We start from the raw sequence: 15,611 nt of genomic DNA, 5'->3' as shown, positions 1-15,611 counted from the left end.
TCAACGTTCGCAGCTGACGGCTGGGGTTCTGAGCGGCAAAGTCATCTTGCAGCAAGGGTAGTAGCCACCCTTGTCCTTGTCGGACTGCCTGTAGAAGCAAAGTCCAACATCGACTCTGTCGCCCGGAGAATGGCCGGTGATGTCGACCGTGTAAGGCTTACCGGGAGCATGCGACTGGGGTGATGTCACCCCGACGCCTGGTGTCATGGACTGGACCTTGATCGAATCGCCGCCAAAGCCGGCATGGTCATGGAGATAGAGGTCGGCCTGGAGGCCGCGAGGCGTGCAGTAGAACTGAACATCCTCGACATCGATGCACGGAGGCAGATCGCCGGGCGGTGGGAAGCCCGGCGGATAGAACGGCGGCAGATAACCGCCTGGGATCTCTTCATAATAGCCGGCACGGCCGTCGCAGGGGTGCCAGACCTCGACGTCGCCGACATGGCCTTCCACTTCTGGGTCTTCGAAATAGCCGTCGAAGTCGACGAACCACGAGCCGAAAGGCGGCACGTTGGCCGGCTTGACCAACGGCGTCGGCGTGATCTGCACGCCGTGCACGGCAAGCGGCCCGCCGGCGGCGAGCTGGTCGGCAAGTGTCGGGTTGTCGCGCAGCTTGTCGCCGGTGTTGACCAGCGTGTCGGTGCACACGCCGGTGTCGAGATTGCCGTCGGCGTCATAGCCATATTGCAGGTCGAGCCCACCGGCCGACTGCCGGTTGCCTTGCGGGAAGCCGACTGCATATTCCTGCGGCTCTTCCACCCAGACCGATTCCGTCGCCGGATCGTCCGGGTTTTCGCGCCAGTAGCGGATGACCTCGCCCTTGCCGGAATCGGCGAACTGGCTGTAATCGTAGCGATTCTCGACCGGGCCGCGCTGCGCCAGATACATGAAGCCCTGGTTGTCGAAGGCGATGTCGGTGACGGCGTAGTCCTTGTCGGCCTTGACCGTCAGCTCCCAGCGCGGATCACCGGCAAAGCTGCCATCGCGGGCAATGCCAACCGACCAGATCTCGGCCTTTTCGCCGACCGAATAATAGAGCCGGCCGCCATGATAGGCGACGGACCAGACGCGGCGTTCGTCCTGCGTGTAGCCCCATGTGTCGGGGTCTTCCGAGTCGAAGGCAGCACCCTGTATGTCCATCACCGCACCGTCATCGGCGACGGGAGCCAGCCCATGCGCCGGCCGCCCGGCAACGCCATGATCGAATGTGTCGATCAGCGTGCCGTTGGCGTCGAGGCGGTGGATGAAGCCCGTGTCGAGGTCGCTGGCGAAGAACTCGCGGTGATTGCTGTCGAAGCTGATGTCGCCGATGCCGGAACCGCTGTTGGTGTCAATGTCGGCGAATTTGGAGACCGCGCCGGTGATGCCGTCGATCTTCCAGATCGTGCCCGGACCGCCACCGCTTTCGGTGCCGAACTGGCCGTCCATGAAGACGGCGCCTGCGGTTCCGCGGCGCTGTCGCTCGGGCCGACCGTCGGCATCTTCGTCCGGGGTGACGATACGGATGCCGTGCAGCGAGGTCGCGCCGGCATAGAGGTTGGGGACGCCCGTGGGAACGCCGTCGCGCACACCGTCATCATAGGTGATGGCGAACACCTGGCCGATCTGTTCGGCCGTCACCTCGAAAGGCGGCGGCGTGTAGACGAGCTGGCCGGAAGCCGGTCCGCCGAGCGCCGAAACGTCGAAGACGCGCAAGGTGGCGCGCGTCGTGTCGATGAAGGTTTCGTCGACCGGGTCGACGCCGGGCGGCAGCCCCCCCCTTTCGGAATCGGCAGAGTCGAAATTGGGAATGACGGTGCCGGAAAATCCGGTGACCGCCATCGAGCCGGGATAGACGATCTGGGTTTCCTGCGCTTGGGCGGCTGTGCCCAACCAGAGGGTGGCGCTCAGCGCCAGGGCAAGCAAACCGCCGCCCAGATGGAGCGAACGGCGGAAACCGCTTGGAAACGACATGGACGCGCCGCGATCGCAGGACATAAAACTCCCCCCGAAGTTTTCGGGAGGAACATCCGGTCCGGCCGCGCGAAACAGGGCAAGGCGCGGCGTTCCGGCACGTTCGTCCCTGATCGAATTGTCTGCTTTCCTCATCTTCACGATACGCCTGCTCCTGCGCAGGGTCAACGGAATCAGCCGAAAGCCCAGCGCATCGACTCCATCCCGAAGGCGGTGGTCGCGCTGAGCTTGCGTTGGTCCCGGAGACCGTGGAGCCTCTGGGGTCCTGGTCATGGGGCATCCTTTCCGGCCCGCACCATGCGGCGCCTGGTCGTCAGTCGCCGGCTGGAGCAGAAAGGTTCATGCAAAACGGCGGCCGGGTCTGTCCGCCATTTCACAGAGGCGCGGCTAATTCCTTGTGTCAACTCAGGTGGAAAACAGTCTTGGCGCGCGAAAGACCGGCCGGCTTACTTACCGTCAGTGCCGGCTTCTGCTAGCGTCTTCCCAACCCTGGGGGGATCATGACACGCAGGCACTTCGTTCTGTTCCTGGCGGCGCTTTTTCCATGTGCGTTGCCGGTCCATCAATCCGTGGCCAAGACCTTGATCTACTGCACCGAGGTCAGTCCGGACACGTTTGATCCCGCACTCGCCTCCGGCGCCCGCGACGCCTCGGCCACCGCTCTCTACAACCGCATGGTCGAGTTCGAGCCCGGCACCACGAAGGTACGCCCCGGCCTTGCCGAAAGCTGGGAGATTTCCGACGACGGCCTCACCTACACATTCCACCTGCGGCACGGTGTGAAATTCCACAGCGTCGAGGGCTTTACGCCGAGCCGCGACTTCGACGCCGACGACGTGCTGTTCACCTTCGACCGTCAGGCCAACGCTCAGAACCCGTTCAACAATTATGCCAAACGCCAGTACATTTACTTCGACGGCATCGGCATGCCGGATCTTGTCGCCGGCTGGCGCAAGCTTGACGACCATACCGTCGTGATGACGCTGAAGGCGCCGCATTCGCCGATGCTTGCCGACCTGGCGATGGATTTCGCTTCGGTCGTTTCCAGGGAATATGCCGATAAGCTCGTCGCCGAGAAGCGGCTGCTCGACCTGGCGCTGAAGCCGGTCGGGACGGGTCCGTTCCAGCTTGTCGACTACCAGCAGGATGCGGTCATCCGTTACAAGGCCAATCCGGACTACTGGCGCGGCAAGCCGAAGATCGACGATCTCGTCTTCGCCATCACCGCCGATGCCAGCATTCGCATGGAAAAGCTGCGCGCCGGCGAATGCGACCTGATGCCCTATCCAAATCCGGCCGACCTGGAGGCGATCAAGGCGACACCCGGCATCAAGGTCATGCGGCAGGAGGGCCTCAATACAGGATACCTCGCCTTCAACACTTTGCAGAAGCCCTTCGACGATCCAAAGGTGAGGAAGGCGATCGCCATGGCCATCGACACCCAGGCGCTGGTCGACGTCGTGTTCCGCGGCACCGGTGAAGTCGCACGCAATCCGCTGCCGCCGACGTCCTGGGCCTATGACAAGACGAGCCCCGATCATGTCTTCGATCCCGCTGCCGGCAGGCAGGGGCTCGCCGATGCAGGCATCAAGGACCTGCACATGAAGATCTGGGCGATGCCGGTGCAGCGTCCGTACAACCCGAATGCGCAGCGCATGGCCGAAATGATCCAGTCCGACCTGGCAAAGATCGGTGTCACCGTGGAAATCGTGACGTATGAGTGGACAGAATACCTTGCCCGCTCGAAGTCACGCGATCGCGACGGCGCCATGCTGTTCGGTTTCACCGGCGACAATGGCGACCCCGATAACTTCCTGTCGGTGCCGCTTGGCTGTGCCGGCGTCGGCACCACCAATCGTGCCAACTGGTGTTTTCCGGCCTTCGACGATCTGCTCAAGCAGGCAGCCGGGATCGTCGATCCCGCTGCCCGCGCAAAACTCTATTCGCAGGCGCAAACGATCTTCAGGGAGCAGATGCCGTGGGTCGCTATCGCCCACTCCGTGGTCTCGATCCCGATGCGCGAACAGGTGACGGGCTATGTCATGGACCCCTTTGATCACCACGATTTCTCGGGCGTCGATATCAAGGAATAGCGTTCGGTGTCTGCCGCCGATCTCGATGTCTATGTAGAGAGCCTGCGCAATTTCCGACTGGTGCGGAGCTATAGCATCGCGCAGTTGCTGCCTTACCTGGAACAGGCTGGATTGAAAGTGCGCCTGCTCGACCGGCCAGCCGGCCGAGATCGGGCGCCGGTGGCCTTTCTGCATGTCGACCTGACAGTCGTGCCGCCAACGTACCGCGGGCTCGGCCACCTCTACGACCGCACCATCAATGGCCGCGCGCTGTCCATCCACCGGCACCTTTATTCGACACTGAAGCTGGAGGCAGGCGACAGCCACGAGGGGCCGGTTGTCGTCAAGACGGTCCTCAACTCCAGGGGCCGACCAGAGCAGCGCTGGTGGCAGCATCGCAACGGCCTGACCAGGAGCGCGCATGCCATCCGCAAGCTCTTCGAACCCGGCTACAAGGACCGCCTGTGCCCGCCCTATAAGGTCTACCAGACGATCGGCGAGGTTCCGCGGGATGTATGGCGCAACAATCGCCTGATGGTGGAAAAGTTCGCTTTCGATACGCTCGACCTGCCCATCGTCAAGCACCGCTACATGTTCCTGCTCGGTGCCGAGGTCAACATGCGGCAGGTCTACGACGATGTGTTGTGCGCCGGCTCAAAAATCCTGAGCAATGAGGTGGGCGGCGCCGTGCCACCGGAAGTGCTGGCGGTGCGGCAGCGGCTCAACCTGGACTTCGGCGCCATCGACTATTTCATTGTCGATGGCAAAGGCGCTGTCGTGGATGCCAACAAGACCGTCGGCTCAAACCCTGAATGGCTGAAGAAGAATCGCTTTCGTCAGGAATTCAACGATCGCATGGCTGAGGAACTGATCGCCTTTGTCCGCGGTTGAGCCGGATCACCAGATCCAGTCGCCCTTGCCCAGCACCGACACCGCTTCGACGATACGGTTGAAGCTGGCGCGGGCCCGGCCGACCGTGTGCCTGGCCCGGAGATAGCCGTGCACCAGTCCCGGCTCCTCGAACCAGGCGGCATGGCCGCCGGCAGCGAGGACGCGGTCGCGATAGGCCTCGCCGTCCGACGACAGCGGGTCGCATTGCGCGGTGATCAGCACTGTCGGTGGCAGGCCGATGAAATCTGCGTCGGCCAGTGGATACAAAGTGATGTCGCCGGTCCCATTGAGGCCGCCGGTGCGGATATCCTTGTAGAAGTCGAGATCGCGCACCGTCAGCATCGGCGCTTCCGCATGCGTCAAATAGGAGCCTTGCGAACGGTCGCCGCCGAGGCCGGGATAGATCAGCACCTGGCCGATCGACTTTTTGGCATGGCTGCGCGTCGCGTGGGCGAGAGCCGCGCAGAGATTGCCGCCGGCGCTGTCGCCGCAGAGCAAAATAGGGCAGTCGTAGTTTGAGGCCGCCCATTCAAAGGCATGCAGCGCATCGTCGAAGGCGGCCGGGTGCAGATGCTCCGGCGCCAGCCGGTAATCGATGGAACCCACCTCGTAACCGGTGCGGGCGCAGAGCTCGGCGCAGACATCGTCATGGCTGTCTAGGCCGCCGAGGATGAAACCCCCGCCATGGATGTAGAGCACCATCGCCGCCGTGTTCGGGGTAGCGCTGCGATAGATGCGGATCGGGATGTCGTGTGATCGGTTGGCAATGAAAGTCGTTTCCGCCGTCACACCATTGGGATAGCCGGCAAAGAACTCGCGGCACATCCGGTCATAAATCGCACGCTGCTGGGCGATGGTGTAGTCGATCGTATCGGGCGGGTAATAGGAATTGGTCCGCTCGATGAAGGCCCAGGTCTCGGCATCGATGAGGGTTTTGTAGTCGGTCATGCAGCTCCTTTACCTCCCCCTTGATGGGGGAGGTCGCCGCGAAGCGGCGGGTGGGGGTGGTGGCGCATCACCCCACCGCGGACCTTCGGTCCGACCCTCCCCATCGAGGGGAGGGTAAAGAGGCTACTTCCCCTTCCACACCGGGTCGCGCTTCTCCGCAAACGCCCGGAACCCTTCCATATTGTCCTCCGAGCCATACAGCGCATCGACCGTCGCCAGTTGCCGGCGCGTGACGCGGTTCATGGCATCCTGGAAGGTCAGCGCCTCCGCCACCCGCGCCGTCTCCTTGATCGCGGCGAACACCAGCGGCGGGCCGCTGGCGAGCAGCCTTGCGATCTCCCAGACGCGCTCCTCGAGCTTGTCCTTGGGCAGCACTTCGTTGACCAGGCCCCAGCGATGCGCTTCCGCCACATCCATCCAGCGGCCGGTGAGCAAGAGGTCCATGGCGACATGATAGGGAATGCGCTTCGGCAACTTGATCGTCGCGGCATCCGCCAGCGTGCCGGCGCGGATTTCGGGCAGGGCGAAGGAGGAATGGTCGGAGGCGAAGATGAGGTCGCAGGACAGCGCCAATTCGAAGCCGCCGCCCACCGCCATGCCGTTGACGCAGGCGATCACCGGCTTGTTCATGTCGCGCAGCTCCTGCAGGCCGGCAAAGCCGCCGACGCCATAGTCGCCGTCGACCGCATCGCCACCGGCTGCTGCCTTCAAATCCCAGCCGGCGCAGAAGAACTTGTCGCCGGCGGTCTTGACGATGGCGACGCGCAGTTCCGGATCGTCGCGGAACGCCTTGAAGGTCTCGCCCATCAGCCGCGACGTTTTCAGGTCGATGGCGTTGGCCTTGGGCCGGTCGAGCGTGACCTCGAGGATGGTGCCTTCGCGGCGAGTTGAAATGACGTCAGACATTCTTCTTCTCTCCCAGCACCAGCAGCGCGTCGGCGATCCAGGCGCCCTTGCCCTCGGCGCAGACGATCAGCGGGTTGATGTCGAGTTCCTCGATCTCTCCGGCATTCGTCTGCACGAAGCCGGCAATGCCCGCGATGGCGTCGATGGCCGCGGCGACATCGGCCTTCGGCCGGCCGCGATAGCCCTCAAGCAGAGGGAACAGTTTCAGGCCGCGTAGCGCCGCCTCGATATCGTCGCGCGTTGCCGGCAGCATCAAGGTCACGCTGTCGCGCAACAGCTCGACCAGCACGCCGCCAGTTCCCAGCGTCATGACGGCGCCGAACATCGGGTCGCGGGTAAAGCCGACAATCAGTTCGGCAACGCCGTCGCGCACCATGCGCTCGACATAGAGCCCGGTGCCGAGCGGCAAGAGATCGTGCGCCGCGGTGCTGACGGATTCGGCGTCCTTGAGGTTAAGCCTGACAGCGCCGACTTCCGACTTGTGGGTGACGCCAAGCGCCTTCAACGCCACCGGGAAGCCGAGCGCCATCGACGAAATCACCGCTTCGACGGCATTGGCGGCGCGTTCGGCCTTCGGCACCGGCAAGCCGGCCTCGATCAGCCGCGCCTTGGCTTCGGCCTCGTCAGGGGTGACATGATCGCCGCCGGCAGCACCTGCAGCCGACGTGTCGATCGGCTGCGCCTGCGGCTCGGCCCAGGCCCAGCCGATGAAGGCCGCCGCGCCTGCGGCATCAATGGCCTCGGAAATGCCGAACAACGGCACCATGCCGCGCGCCATCAGCTCGGCGGTGTATTCCTCCGGCAGGTTCTCCGGCAGCGACGAGACAATCGCGCCATGCGCCTTGTTGGTCTTCAGCGCCGCCTCGAAGGCGCGCAGCGTCGCCCACCAGTCGGTGACCGAGCAGCGGTCGGGGCGCGGGAAATCGAGCACCAGCATGTTGAGGTCGAAACCGCCCGACACCATGGCGGTGAAGGTGGCGGTCATCGCCGGTTCATTGTTCCAGATGAAGGTGTGATAGTCCAACGGGTTGGCGACCGCGACCAGCGGCCCGAGCGTCGATTTGACATGGGCGCGGTGTTTGCTGGTGAGCTCCGGGAAATTGACCCAGCGGCCTTCGGCGCTGTCGGCCATGACAGAGGCTTCGCCGCCCGAGCAACTCATCGATGACAGTCTATAGCCGGGCAGTGGTCCTGTGACGTGCAGAAGCTTCAGCGCCTCGATAAAGGCGGGGATGGAATCGACGCGCGCAATGCCGAGCCGCCGCAGGAAAGCGCCCGAAGCGGCATCCGAACCGGCGAGCGAAGCTGTGTGCGAGACGGTCGCCTGCCTGGCCTGTTCGGACCGGCCGACCTTCATGGCGATGATCGGCTTCTTCAGTTCGCGCGCCCGCGCCGCCAGCTTCTCGAAGCCGGCTACCGAATCGAAGGCTTCGATGTGCAGGCCGAGCGAGGTGACGCGCTCGTCCTCGATCAGGCCGAGCGCCATTTCGGAGAGGCCGGTCTGCGCCTGGTTGCCGGCGGTCATCAGGAAGGCGATCGGCAGGCCGCGCTTCTGCATCGTCATGTTGATGGCGATGTTGGAGGACTGGGTGATGATGGCGACGCCCTTGGCGCCTTCGGGCAGCCTGATGCCGCCATGCTGGTCGGGCCATAGCAGCGCGCCATCGGCATAGTTGATCAGGCCGTAGCAGTTCGGCCCGATGATCGGCATCTGGCCCGCGGCAGCCACCAGTTCGGCCTGCAGCCGCTCGCCGTCATCGTCATAGGCCTCGGTCTCAAGAAAGCCCGCGGCAAAACAGACGGCGCCGCCGGCGCCACGCTTGGCCAGCGCCTTGATCACCTCGATGGTGAGATGCCGGTTTACGCCGACAAAGGCGGCGTCGGGCGCCCCGGGCAATTCGGCGACCGAGCGATAGGCCTTGCGGCCGGCGACCTCGTCCTTGTTCGGATGCACCGGCCAGATTTCGCCGACAAAGCCCATCTTGATCGATTGGGCGACGACGGCGGCGGCCTGGGCCCCGCCGAACACCGCGATGGATTTTGGGCGCAACAGACGCTCAAGCTTGTGCATGGGTTATGCCCCGAACGGGCGCAGCAGCGCCCGCGAAATGATGTGGCGCTGGATTTCCGACGTCCCTTCCCAGATGCGCTCGACACGGGCGTCGCGCCAGATGCGCTCCAGCGGCAGGTCATCCATCAGCCCCATGCCGCCATGGATCTGGATTGCTTCGTCGGCAACAAAGGCGAGCATTTCGGTAGCCTTCAGCTTCGCCATGGCCATGTCCTGATCGGTGACGGTGCCCTGATCGTACTTCCAGCCGGCTTCGAACACCATCAGGTCCGCCGCCTTCAGTTCCGTCGCCATGTCGGCGAGCTTGAACGACACGCCCTGGAACTTGCCGATCTGCTGGCCGAACTGCTGGCGTTGCGCCGAGTATTCGATGGCGTGGCCGAGTGCCCGCTCGGCGCGGCCGAGACAGGTGGCGCCGACCTGCAGGCGCGTGGCGCCGAGCCAGGAATTGGCGACGTCGAAGCCCTTGTGGACCTCACCCAGCACCTGGCTTGCCGGCAGGCGGCAATCGTCGAATTCGAGGATGGCGTTGGTGTAGCCGCGATGCGAGACGTTGCGGTAGCCGTCGCGCACGGTGAACCCCTTGGTGCCCTTGTCGACGAAGAAGGCGGTGATCTTCTTGCGCTTGCCGCGCGGCGTTTCTTCCTCGCCCGAAGCCATGAAACTAATTGCGAAATCGGCAAGATCGGCGTGGCTGATGAAATGCTTGGTGCCATTGAGCACCCAGTCGTCGCCGTCCTGCACGGCTGACGCCTTCATGCCGCGCAAATCGGAGCCGGCGCCGGGCTCGGTCATCGCCAGGCAGTCCCACTTCTCGCCACGAATACACGGGAACAGGTATTTTTCGCGCTGCTCGGGTGTGCCGGCGAGCAGGATGTTGGAGGGGCGCGCGACGCAGGTCCAGTGCAGCGCATAGTTGGCGCGGCCGAGTTCCTTCTCGTAGAGCAACCAAGTCACCGTATCGAGGCCGGCGCCACCGACATCGGCCGGCATGTTGGCCGCATAGAGCCCGGCTTCGATTGCCTTGACCTTGATCTCCTCGATCAACTCGCGGCGCAGCACGCCGGTGCGCTCGACCTCGCGTTCATGCGGGTAAAGCTCATTCTCGACGAACGCGCGCGTCGTCTCGACAATGAGCTTCTGTTCCTCCGAAAGACCGAAATCCATGGTCCTCAGCCCTTCTTCTTTTTCTTCGGCTTTTCCGCCTTCTTCACCGGCTTCGATGCCTTGGCCTTTTCTGCGGCCCTGGATGCGGCCGGCTTCTTCGCCGCCAGCTTGGCCAACTGCTTGGTATAGTCCTTGTGCAAGGCGCCGGCGCCCCAGCCCTTGCCTTTGTTCTGTTTCGACAGAGCATCCATGATCGCGACCAGATTGTCGTCGCGGATCTTTTCCAGCTCACGGATCGACAGGCCATGCGCCTGGTCGTCCGACTGGGTGGCGATCAGATCGACCAGCTCGTCGTTGAACTCCGGCACGTCCATCAGCTTGGTCCACGGCCATTTCAGGCACGGCCCGAACTGCGCCATAAAGTGGCGCATGCCTGCCTCGCCGCCGGCGACGCGGTAGACCTGGAACATGCCCATCTGCGCCCAGCGCAGGCCGAAGCCATAGCGCATGATGTCGTCGAGTTCCTCGACCGTGCAGATGCCGTCCTTGATCAGCCACAGCGCCTCGCGCCAGGCCGCCTCCAGCAGGCGGTCGCCGACAAAGGCCTCGATCTCCTTGCGGATCACCACCGGCTTCATGCCGATCGAGGCATAGATTTCCTTGGCAACCTCGATCGCTTCGGGGAACGTCTGCTCGCCGCCGACGATCTCGACCAGCGGCAGCAGGTAGACCGGGTTGAAGGGATGTCCGACAACCAGACGCTCCGGATGCTTCTTCATCGCCACCTGCATGTCGGTCGGCTTGATGCCCGAGGTGGACGAGCCGACAATGGCGTTGGCCGGCGCGTAGAGATCGATCTCGGCCAGTACGCGGTGTTTGAGGTCGAGCCGCTCCGGCACGCTCTCCTGGATGAAATCGGCATCGGCCACCGCCTCGGCGATGGTCTTGGCAAAGGTCAGTCTGCCTTCCTTGGGCAGGCCGCCGGGAACCATCTGCCTGTAGGCGCGGCGCGCGCCCTTCATCACTTCCGAGACCTTGCGCGACGCTTCCAGGTCCGGATCGAAGATCGACACATCGATGCCGTTGAGCAGCAACCGCGCCACCCAACCGGCGCCGATGACACCGCCGCCAATGGCGGCTGCCTTGTTGATGATGCTCATGGTCAGGCTCCGGTTTTTGTCTTGGCGGTTTGAGGGTCGATGAGAGGCACGCGCTCGCCAACGCGGATCACGGAGGGGTCGTAGGCCTTGCGGGCGAAGACTTCGAGCACGAAGGGCCGGAAGAATTCGATCGGCAGCGTGTCGTAGTCCGGGTCGAAGCTCGACTGGTCCCAGCGTTCGCAAAACTGGTCGCAATCGTCGAAATAGGCATGGCCGGCGAAGCGGTCGCGAGCATGGCGGTTGCCGCCGAGATGATGCGCGTAATAGAGCCGCTGGAAGTCGCCATGCTTTTCCACCACCCAGGTGCATTGCTCGCGCACGAAAGGTTTCAGGATCGAGGCGGCGTATTCGTCGTGATTGTACGGTGCGTAGATGTCGCCGATGTCGTGCAGCAGCGCGCAGGCGATCCAGTCGGTGTCGGCGCCGTCGCGCCAGGCCCGCGTCGCCGCTTGCAGCGAATGGCCGAGCCTGGTGATCTTGTAGCCCGACAGGCCTTCGTCGAGTTGCACCAGTGCGTCGAGCAGCCGCTCGCCGGTCCTGGCGGCATAGTCGATCTCATGGGCGGTCAGGAACTCATAGTCTTGCCTGTCGCCATCCTTCATCGCAGTGAATTTGACGGTAGCCATGATCCGCTCCCGTCTTAAGCAGCCGCTGCGATCGGCGCCCGCTTGGTGAGGTTGAGCTTCCTGCGCACTTCCTCCGGCCCCAAAATCCTGGCGCCGAGATTGGTAACGATGCTGGCCGCGCGCTCGACGAGCTGCGCATTGGTGGCCAGCACGCCCTTGTCGAGCCAGAGATTGTCTTCGAGACCGACGCGGACATTGCCGCCGGCGAGCACTGCAGCGGCTGCATAGGCCATCTGGTTGCGGCCGATGGCGAAGGCCGACCAGTTCCAGGTCGACGGCACGTTGTTAACCATGGCCATGAAGGTGTTGAGGTCGTCCGGCGCCCCCCACGGCACACCCATGCAGAGCTGCACCAGCGCGTCGGGATTCAAGACCTTTTCTTCGACCAGCTGCTTGGCGAACCAGAGGTGGCCGGTATCGAAGGCTTCGATCTCCGGCTTGACGCCGAGCGCCGTCATCATGCCGCCCATTGCGCGCAGCATGCCGGGCGTGTTGGTCATGACATAATCGGCCTCGGCGAAGTTCATGGTGCCGCAATCCAGCGTGCAGATTTCCGGCAGGCACTGGCGCACATGTTCCATGCGGTTGGTGGCGCCGCCCATGTCGGTGCCTTTTTCATTGAGCGGCAGCGGCGCTTCCGGTGAGCCGAACACCATGTCGCCGCCCATCCCGGCGGTCAGGTTCAGGATCACATCGACTTCTGCCGCGCGGATGCGGTCCGTCACTTCGCGGTAGAGATGGACATCGCGGCGCGGCTTGCCGGTCTCGGGGTCGCGGACATGGCAGTGGACGATGGCGGCACCGGCCTTGGCCGCATCGATCGCCGAATCGGCGATCTGCTTGGGCGAGCGTGGCACATGCGGGGAGCGGTCCTGCGAGCCGCCGGACCCGGTCACGGCACAGGTAATGAAAACCTCACGGTTCATCGCGAGCGGCATGGACATCTCCTCCCCATAGAAACAGACCCTAACAATGACCGACTTGCCGGAAACTGTTTTGCAATTTACGAAGCTCTCGTGATCAAAAGCGAAAAACCGACCATCTTTCGCGCTGAGCGATCGCCGCTCAAGGTGACGCTGCTGGTGTTTTCAGGCTCGTCCATCATGTGCGTGGCGTCGACCGTCGACCCGCTGCGCGCCGCCAACCGCATCTCAGGCGAGACGCTGTTCGATTTCAAACTGGTCTCGGTCACCGGCGAGGCGCCGGTCACCACATGCGGCCTGCCGGTGGCGGTCAGGGGCCGCTTCGATGCGGCCGAGCCGACCGACGTGCTTGTCGTCGTCGCCGGCTTCGGCACCCAGAATTACGCGACATCGGCTCTGCTTTCCGGATTACGGCGAGCGGCCCGCGCGGCTCGCGCCTGCGGCGGCGTCGAGGCCGGCACATGGCTGGTGGCGCGCGCCGGCCTCCTCGAAGGCCGCAGCGCCACCACCCATTGGGAAGACATGGAGGATTTTTCCTCCGCCTTTCCCGGCGTCGACGTGCGTCCGGACCGCTACGTCATCGACGGACCGGTGTTCACCTCGGGCGGGGCGTCGCCGACCTTCGACCTGATGCTGCATCTGATCCGCACCCGGCTCGGCATGGCCGTCGCGCTCGATGTCGCCAGCGTCTTCATCTACGACCAGGCGCGCGCCGCGACCGACGCGCAGCCGCTGGTCTCGCTCGGCCGGCTCGACGGCTACGACCCGCGTCTGGCGCAGGCTATCCGGCTGATGGAATCGCATGTCGACCAGCCGCTGACCATCGACGCGGTGGCAAAACGCGCCGGGGTGACGGCGCGGACATTGGAGAGCATTTTTCGCAAGTCGATCGGCGAGACGCCGGGCGCATATTATCTCAGGCTTCGGCTGGGCGCGGCGCGGCGGCTGGTGGTCGACACGCGGATCGCCATGGCGGATATTGCCGGGCGGACGGGGTTCTCGTCCGCCGCGGCATTTTCCAGAGCGTTTTCAAGAGCGTTCGGCCAAGCCCCGGTCAGGCTGCGCCGAGGTTGATGCATGTCGCCCAAAAGTGTGTCGCGGTTTTGGGATTACGACATGCACAGACAAAGGGAGATCAGGCTGCGTTCTGTCGATCGCTGCCGGCGTCCATCTGCGAGCGCATCTGCCTCGCCAGACGGACTTCAAATCGGCTGCTGACAGCACGATCCCATTCGTTTTTCACGCTGTCGGTCGGCCGCGGCAGCGCCATCAGCCGGTCGATGATCGATCCGGTCTCGCCGGATGAGAGCAGGGCGTTGATTTCGCGTTCATGCTGCATATCGGTTCGCCTCCTTCCTTTTCACCCGCCACAACCGCATCCTTATACGAGATACGTGACGGCAGTTTGAAGGCAAGAGCGAGGTCATTGAGGGGCGCCAAAGGGCAAACCCTTGTCGTCGGATAGGGTCTTGCGCAAACCCCATTCCGGGGCGGCCGGAATGTTATCCAGCCACCCTTGAGCACAACGAATCGGCTTTCCGCCCTCAGACGTAGCGGTTGACGATGTTTTCCAGCAACTCCTGGCGGCCGGAGCGTGGCTGCGGCTCGATCTTCTTCTTCACCACGCGCTCGGCGATGTCTTCCAGCGAGCGCTTGCCCGACAGCATCGCCTTGCCCTCGGCCGTGTTCCAACCGGCATAGCGCTCGGCCAGCGGACCCGACAGCGCCTTGTCCTCGACCATCTTGGCGGCTGCCTTGAGACCTCGTGCGCAGGAATCCATGCCGCCGATATGGCCGATCAGCAGGTCCTGCGGGTCGAGCGACTGGCGGCGCAGCTTGGCGTCGAAATTGGTGCCGCCGGTCTTGAAGCCGCCGGCCTGCAACACCTGGTAATAGGCCAGCGCCATCTCCGGCACATTGTTGGGGAACTGGTCGGTGTCCCAGCCCGACTGGTAGTCGTTGCGGTTCATGTCGATCGAGCCGAAGACGCCGAGCGCATTGGCCAGCGCCAGCTCGTGCTCGAAGGAATGGCCGGCAAGAATCGCGTGGCCCTGCTCGATGTTCAGCTTCACTTCCTTCTCCAGCCCGAAGCGCTTGAGGAAACCGTAGACCGTGGCAACGTCGTAGTCGTACTGATGCTTGGTCGGCTCCTGCGGCTTCGGCTCGATCAGGATCGTGCCTTTGAAGCCGATCTTGTGCTTGTAGTCGACGACGAGACTGAGGAAGCGCCCGGCCTGCTCCTGCTCGCGAGCAAGATCAGTGTTGAGCAGCGTTTCATAGCCCTCGCGCCCGCCCCACAGTACATAATTCTCGCCCTTCAGCCGCTTCGTGACGTCGATGCAGCTTTTCACCGTCGCCGCCGCATAGGCGAAGACATCCGGATCGGGATTGGTGGCGGCGCCCGACATGAAGCGGCGGTTGGAGAACAGGTTGGCCGTGCCCCAGAGCAGTTTGACGCCGGTCTTCTTCATCTTGGCGGCAAAATAGTCGGCGATCTCGTCGAGCCGCGCGGCACTTTCGGAGAAATCCTTGCCTTCCGGCCGCACGTCGGCGTCGTGGAAGCAGAAATAGGGCGCGCCGAGCAGCGAGAACATCTCGAAGGCGACGTCGGCTTTCAGCTTGGCCAGTTCCATCGTGTCGACGCCGCCAGCCTTGGGAAACCAGGGCCGGTCGAAGGTCTGGCCGCCAAAGGGATCGCCGCCCGGCCAGGCGAAAGAATGCCAGTAGGCGACGGCGAAGCGCAGATGGTCTTCCAGCCGTTTGCCGGCCACCACCTCGTCGGGATTGTAGAAGCGGTAGGCCAGCGGATTGGTGGAATCCGGCCCCTCATACTTGATCGCTTTGATGTCGCCGAAAAATCCGCTGCTCATGATTTCTGTCCTCTCTCGAATAGTTCACCCTGATTACCTCAGGCGTAATTGGTTTCGCTCTCGCTTGGGGTGAAAAGCCTCGTG

13 protein-coding genes are annotated in these 15,611 nt (G+C 63.7%); 3 read left to right on the top strand and 10 right to left on the bottom strand.

Going from position 1 to position 15,611, the window contains the following annotated elements; all coding sequences use genetic code 11:
- Nucleotides 1-1,977, bottom strand: a complete 1,977-nt coding sequence (locus NKH54_RS05350; RefSeq protein WP_502907478.1) for a hypothetical protein — start codon at nt 1,975-1,977, stop codon at nt 1-3.
- A gap of 476 nt (nt 1,978-2,453) precedes the next feature.
- On the opposite strand from NKH54_RS05350, the gene NKH54_RS05345 reads away from it, so the two are divergent.
- Nucleotides 2,454-4,046, top strand: a complete 1,593-nt coding sequence (locus tag NKH54_RS05345) for an ABC transporter substrate-binding protein (protein WP_353027822.1) — start codon at nt 2,454-2,456, stop codon at nt 4,044-4,046.
- 6 nt (nt 4,047-4,052) lie between these two features.
- Nucleotides 4,053-4,916, top strand: coding sequence for a hypothetical protein (locus NKH54_RS05340; RefSeq protein ID WP_353027821.1), 864 nt, complete (start codon nt 4,053-4,055; stop codon nt 4,914-4,916).
- A gap of 6 nt (nt 4,917-4,922) precedes the next feature.
- On the opposite strand, the gene NKH54_RS05335 is transcribed toward NKH54_RS05340, so the two are convergent.
- From NKH54_RS05335 to bcoG, 7 genes are all read right to left on the bottom strand, one after another.
- Entirely contained in the window at nt 4,923-5,864 is a 942-nt protein-coding gene (locus NKH54_RS05335; RefSeq protein WP_353027820.1) for an alpha/beta hydrolase, read from the bottom strand.
- Between the two features lie 123 nt (nt 5,865-5,987).
- Nucleotides 5,988-6,770, bottom strand: coding sequence for a carnitinyl-CoA dehydratase (locus NKH54_RS05330; protein WP_023819477.1), 783 nt, complete (start codon nt 6,768-6,770; stop codon nt 5,988-5,990).
- Nucleotides 6,763-8,841 carry an acetate--CoA ligase family protein gene (locus NKH54_RS05325; protein WP_023702509.1) on the bottom strand — a complete coding sequence of 693 codons (2,079 nt, stop codon included), beginning with the start codon at nt 8,839-8,841 and terminating at the stop codon, nt 6,763-6,765. Before NKH54_RS05325 ends, NKH54_RS05330 begins: the two co-directional genes overlap by 8 nt.
- A gap of 3 nt (nt 8,842-8,844) precedes the next feature.
- On the bottom strand, nt 8,845-10,008 hold the full coding sequence (locus NKH54_RS05320) for an acyl-CoA dehydrogenase family protein (RefSeq protein ID WP_023668860.1): 1,164 nt from the start codon (nt 10,006-10,008) through the stop codon (nt 8,845-8,847).
- A gap of 5 nt (nt 10,009-10,013) precedes the next feature.
- Nucleotides 10,014-11,108 (bottom strand): 3-hydroxyacyl-CoA dehydrogenase NAD-binding domain-containing protein, encoded by a 1,095-nt coding sequence (locus NKH54_RS05315; protein ID WP_023702511.1) that lies wholly within the window; start codon nt 11,106-11,108, stop codon nt 10,014-10,016.
- 2 nt (nt 11,109-11,110) lie between these two features.
- Nucleotides 11,111-11,734 carry an HD domain-containing protein gene (locus tag NKH54_RS05310; protein ID WP_023702512.1) on the bottom strand — a complete coding sequence of 208 codons (624 nt, stop codon included), beginning with the start codon at nt 11,732-11,734 and terminating at the stop codon, nt 11,111-11,113.
- A 14-nt stretch (nt 11,735-11,748) separates the two neighbouring features.
- On the bottom strand, nt 11,749-12,672 hold the full coding sequence (gene bcoG, locus NKH54_RS05305; protein WP_023668863.1) for a 3-dehydrocarnitine:acetyl-CoA trimethylamine transferase BcoG: 924 nt from the start codon (nt 12,670-12,672) through the stop codon (nt 11,749-11,751).
- 78 nt (nt 12,673-12,750) lie between these two features.
- On the opposite strand from bcoG, the gene NKH54_RS05300 reads away from it, so the two are divergent.
- Nucleotides 12,751-13,731, top strand: a complete 981-nt coding sequence (locus tag NKH54_RS05300; protein ID WP_023755579.1) for a GlxA family transcriptional regulator — start codon at nt 12,751-12,753, stop codon at nt 13,729-13,731.
- 61 nt (nt 13,732-13,792) lie between these two features.
- Here the strand turns inward: NKH54_RS05300 and NKH54_RS05295 are convergent, their stop codons facing one another.
- Nucleotides 13,793-13,996 carry a hypothetical protein gene (locus NKH54_RS05295; protein ID WP_023684278.1) on the bottom strand — a complete coding sequence of 68 codons (204 nt, stop codon included), beginning with the start codon at nt 13,994-13,996 and terminating at the stop codon, nt 13,793-13,795.
- A gap of 205 nt (nt 13,997-14,201) precedes the next feature.
- Complete coding sequence (gene xylA / locus NKH54_RS05290) at nt 14,202-15,527, bottom strand: xylose isomerase (protein ID WP_023684279.1); 1,326 nt, start codon at nt 15,525-15,527, stop codon at nt 14,202-14,204.
- Between the last annotated feature and the right edge of the window lie 84 nt (nt 15,528-15,611).

This window comes from Mesorhizobium sp. M1004 (assembly GCF_040318795.1).
Lineage (GTDB): Bacteria > Pseudomonadota > Alphaproteobacteria > Rhizobiales > Rhizobiaceae > Mesorhizobium.
This window is presented reverse-complemented; position numbering and strand designations above follow the sequence as displayed.

Coding starts and splice junctions, on each gene's coding strand:
- NKH54_RS05350 (WP_502907478.1), bottom strand. CDS start 1,977: ATGTCCTGCGATCGCGGCGCGTCCATGTCGTTTCCAAGCGGTTTCCGC.
- NKH54_RS05345 (WP_353027822.1), top strand. CDS start 2,454: ATGACACGCAGGCACTTCGTTCTGTTCCTGGCGGCGCTTTTTCCATGT.
- NKH54_RS05335 (WP_353027820.1), bottom strand. CDS start 5,864: ATGACCGACTACAAAACCCTCATCGATGCCGAGACCTGGGCCTTCATC.
- NKH54_RS05330 (WP_023819477.1), bottom strand. CDS start 6,770: ATGTCTGACGTCATTTCAACTCGCCGCGAAGGCACCATCCTCGAGGTC.
- NKH54_RS05325 (WP_023702509.1), bottom strand. CDS start 8,841: ATGCACAAGCTTGAGCGTCTGTTGCGCCCAAAATCCATCGCGGTGTTC.
- NKH54_RS05320 (WP_023668860.1), bottom strand. CDS start 10,008: ATGGATTTCGGTCTTTCGGAGGAACAGAAGCTCATTGTCGAGACGACG.
- NKH54_RS05315 (WP_023702511.1), bottom strand. CDS start 11,108: ATGAGCATCATCAACAAGGCAGCCGCCATTGGCGGCGGTGTCATCGGC.
- NKH54_RS05310 (WP_023702512.1), bottom strand. CDS start 11,734: ATGGCTACCGTCAAATTCACTGCGATGAAGGATGGCGACAGGCAAGAC.
- bcoG (WP_023668863.1), bottom strand. CDS start 12,672: ATGCCGCTCGCGATGAACCGTGAGGTTTTCATTACCTGTGCCGTGACC.
- NKH54_RS05295 (WP_023684278.1), bottom strand. CDS start 13,996: ATGCAGCATGAACGCGAAATCAACGCCCTGCTCTCATCCGGCGAGACC.
- xylA (WP_023684279.1), bottom strand. CDS start 15,527: ATGAGCAGCGGATTTTTCGGCGACATCAAAGCGATCAAGTATGAGGGG.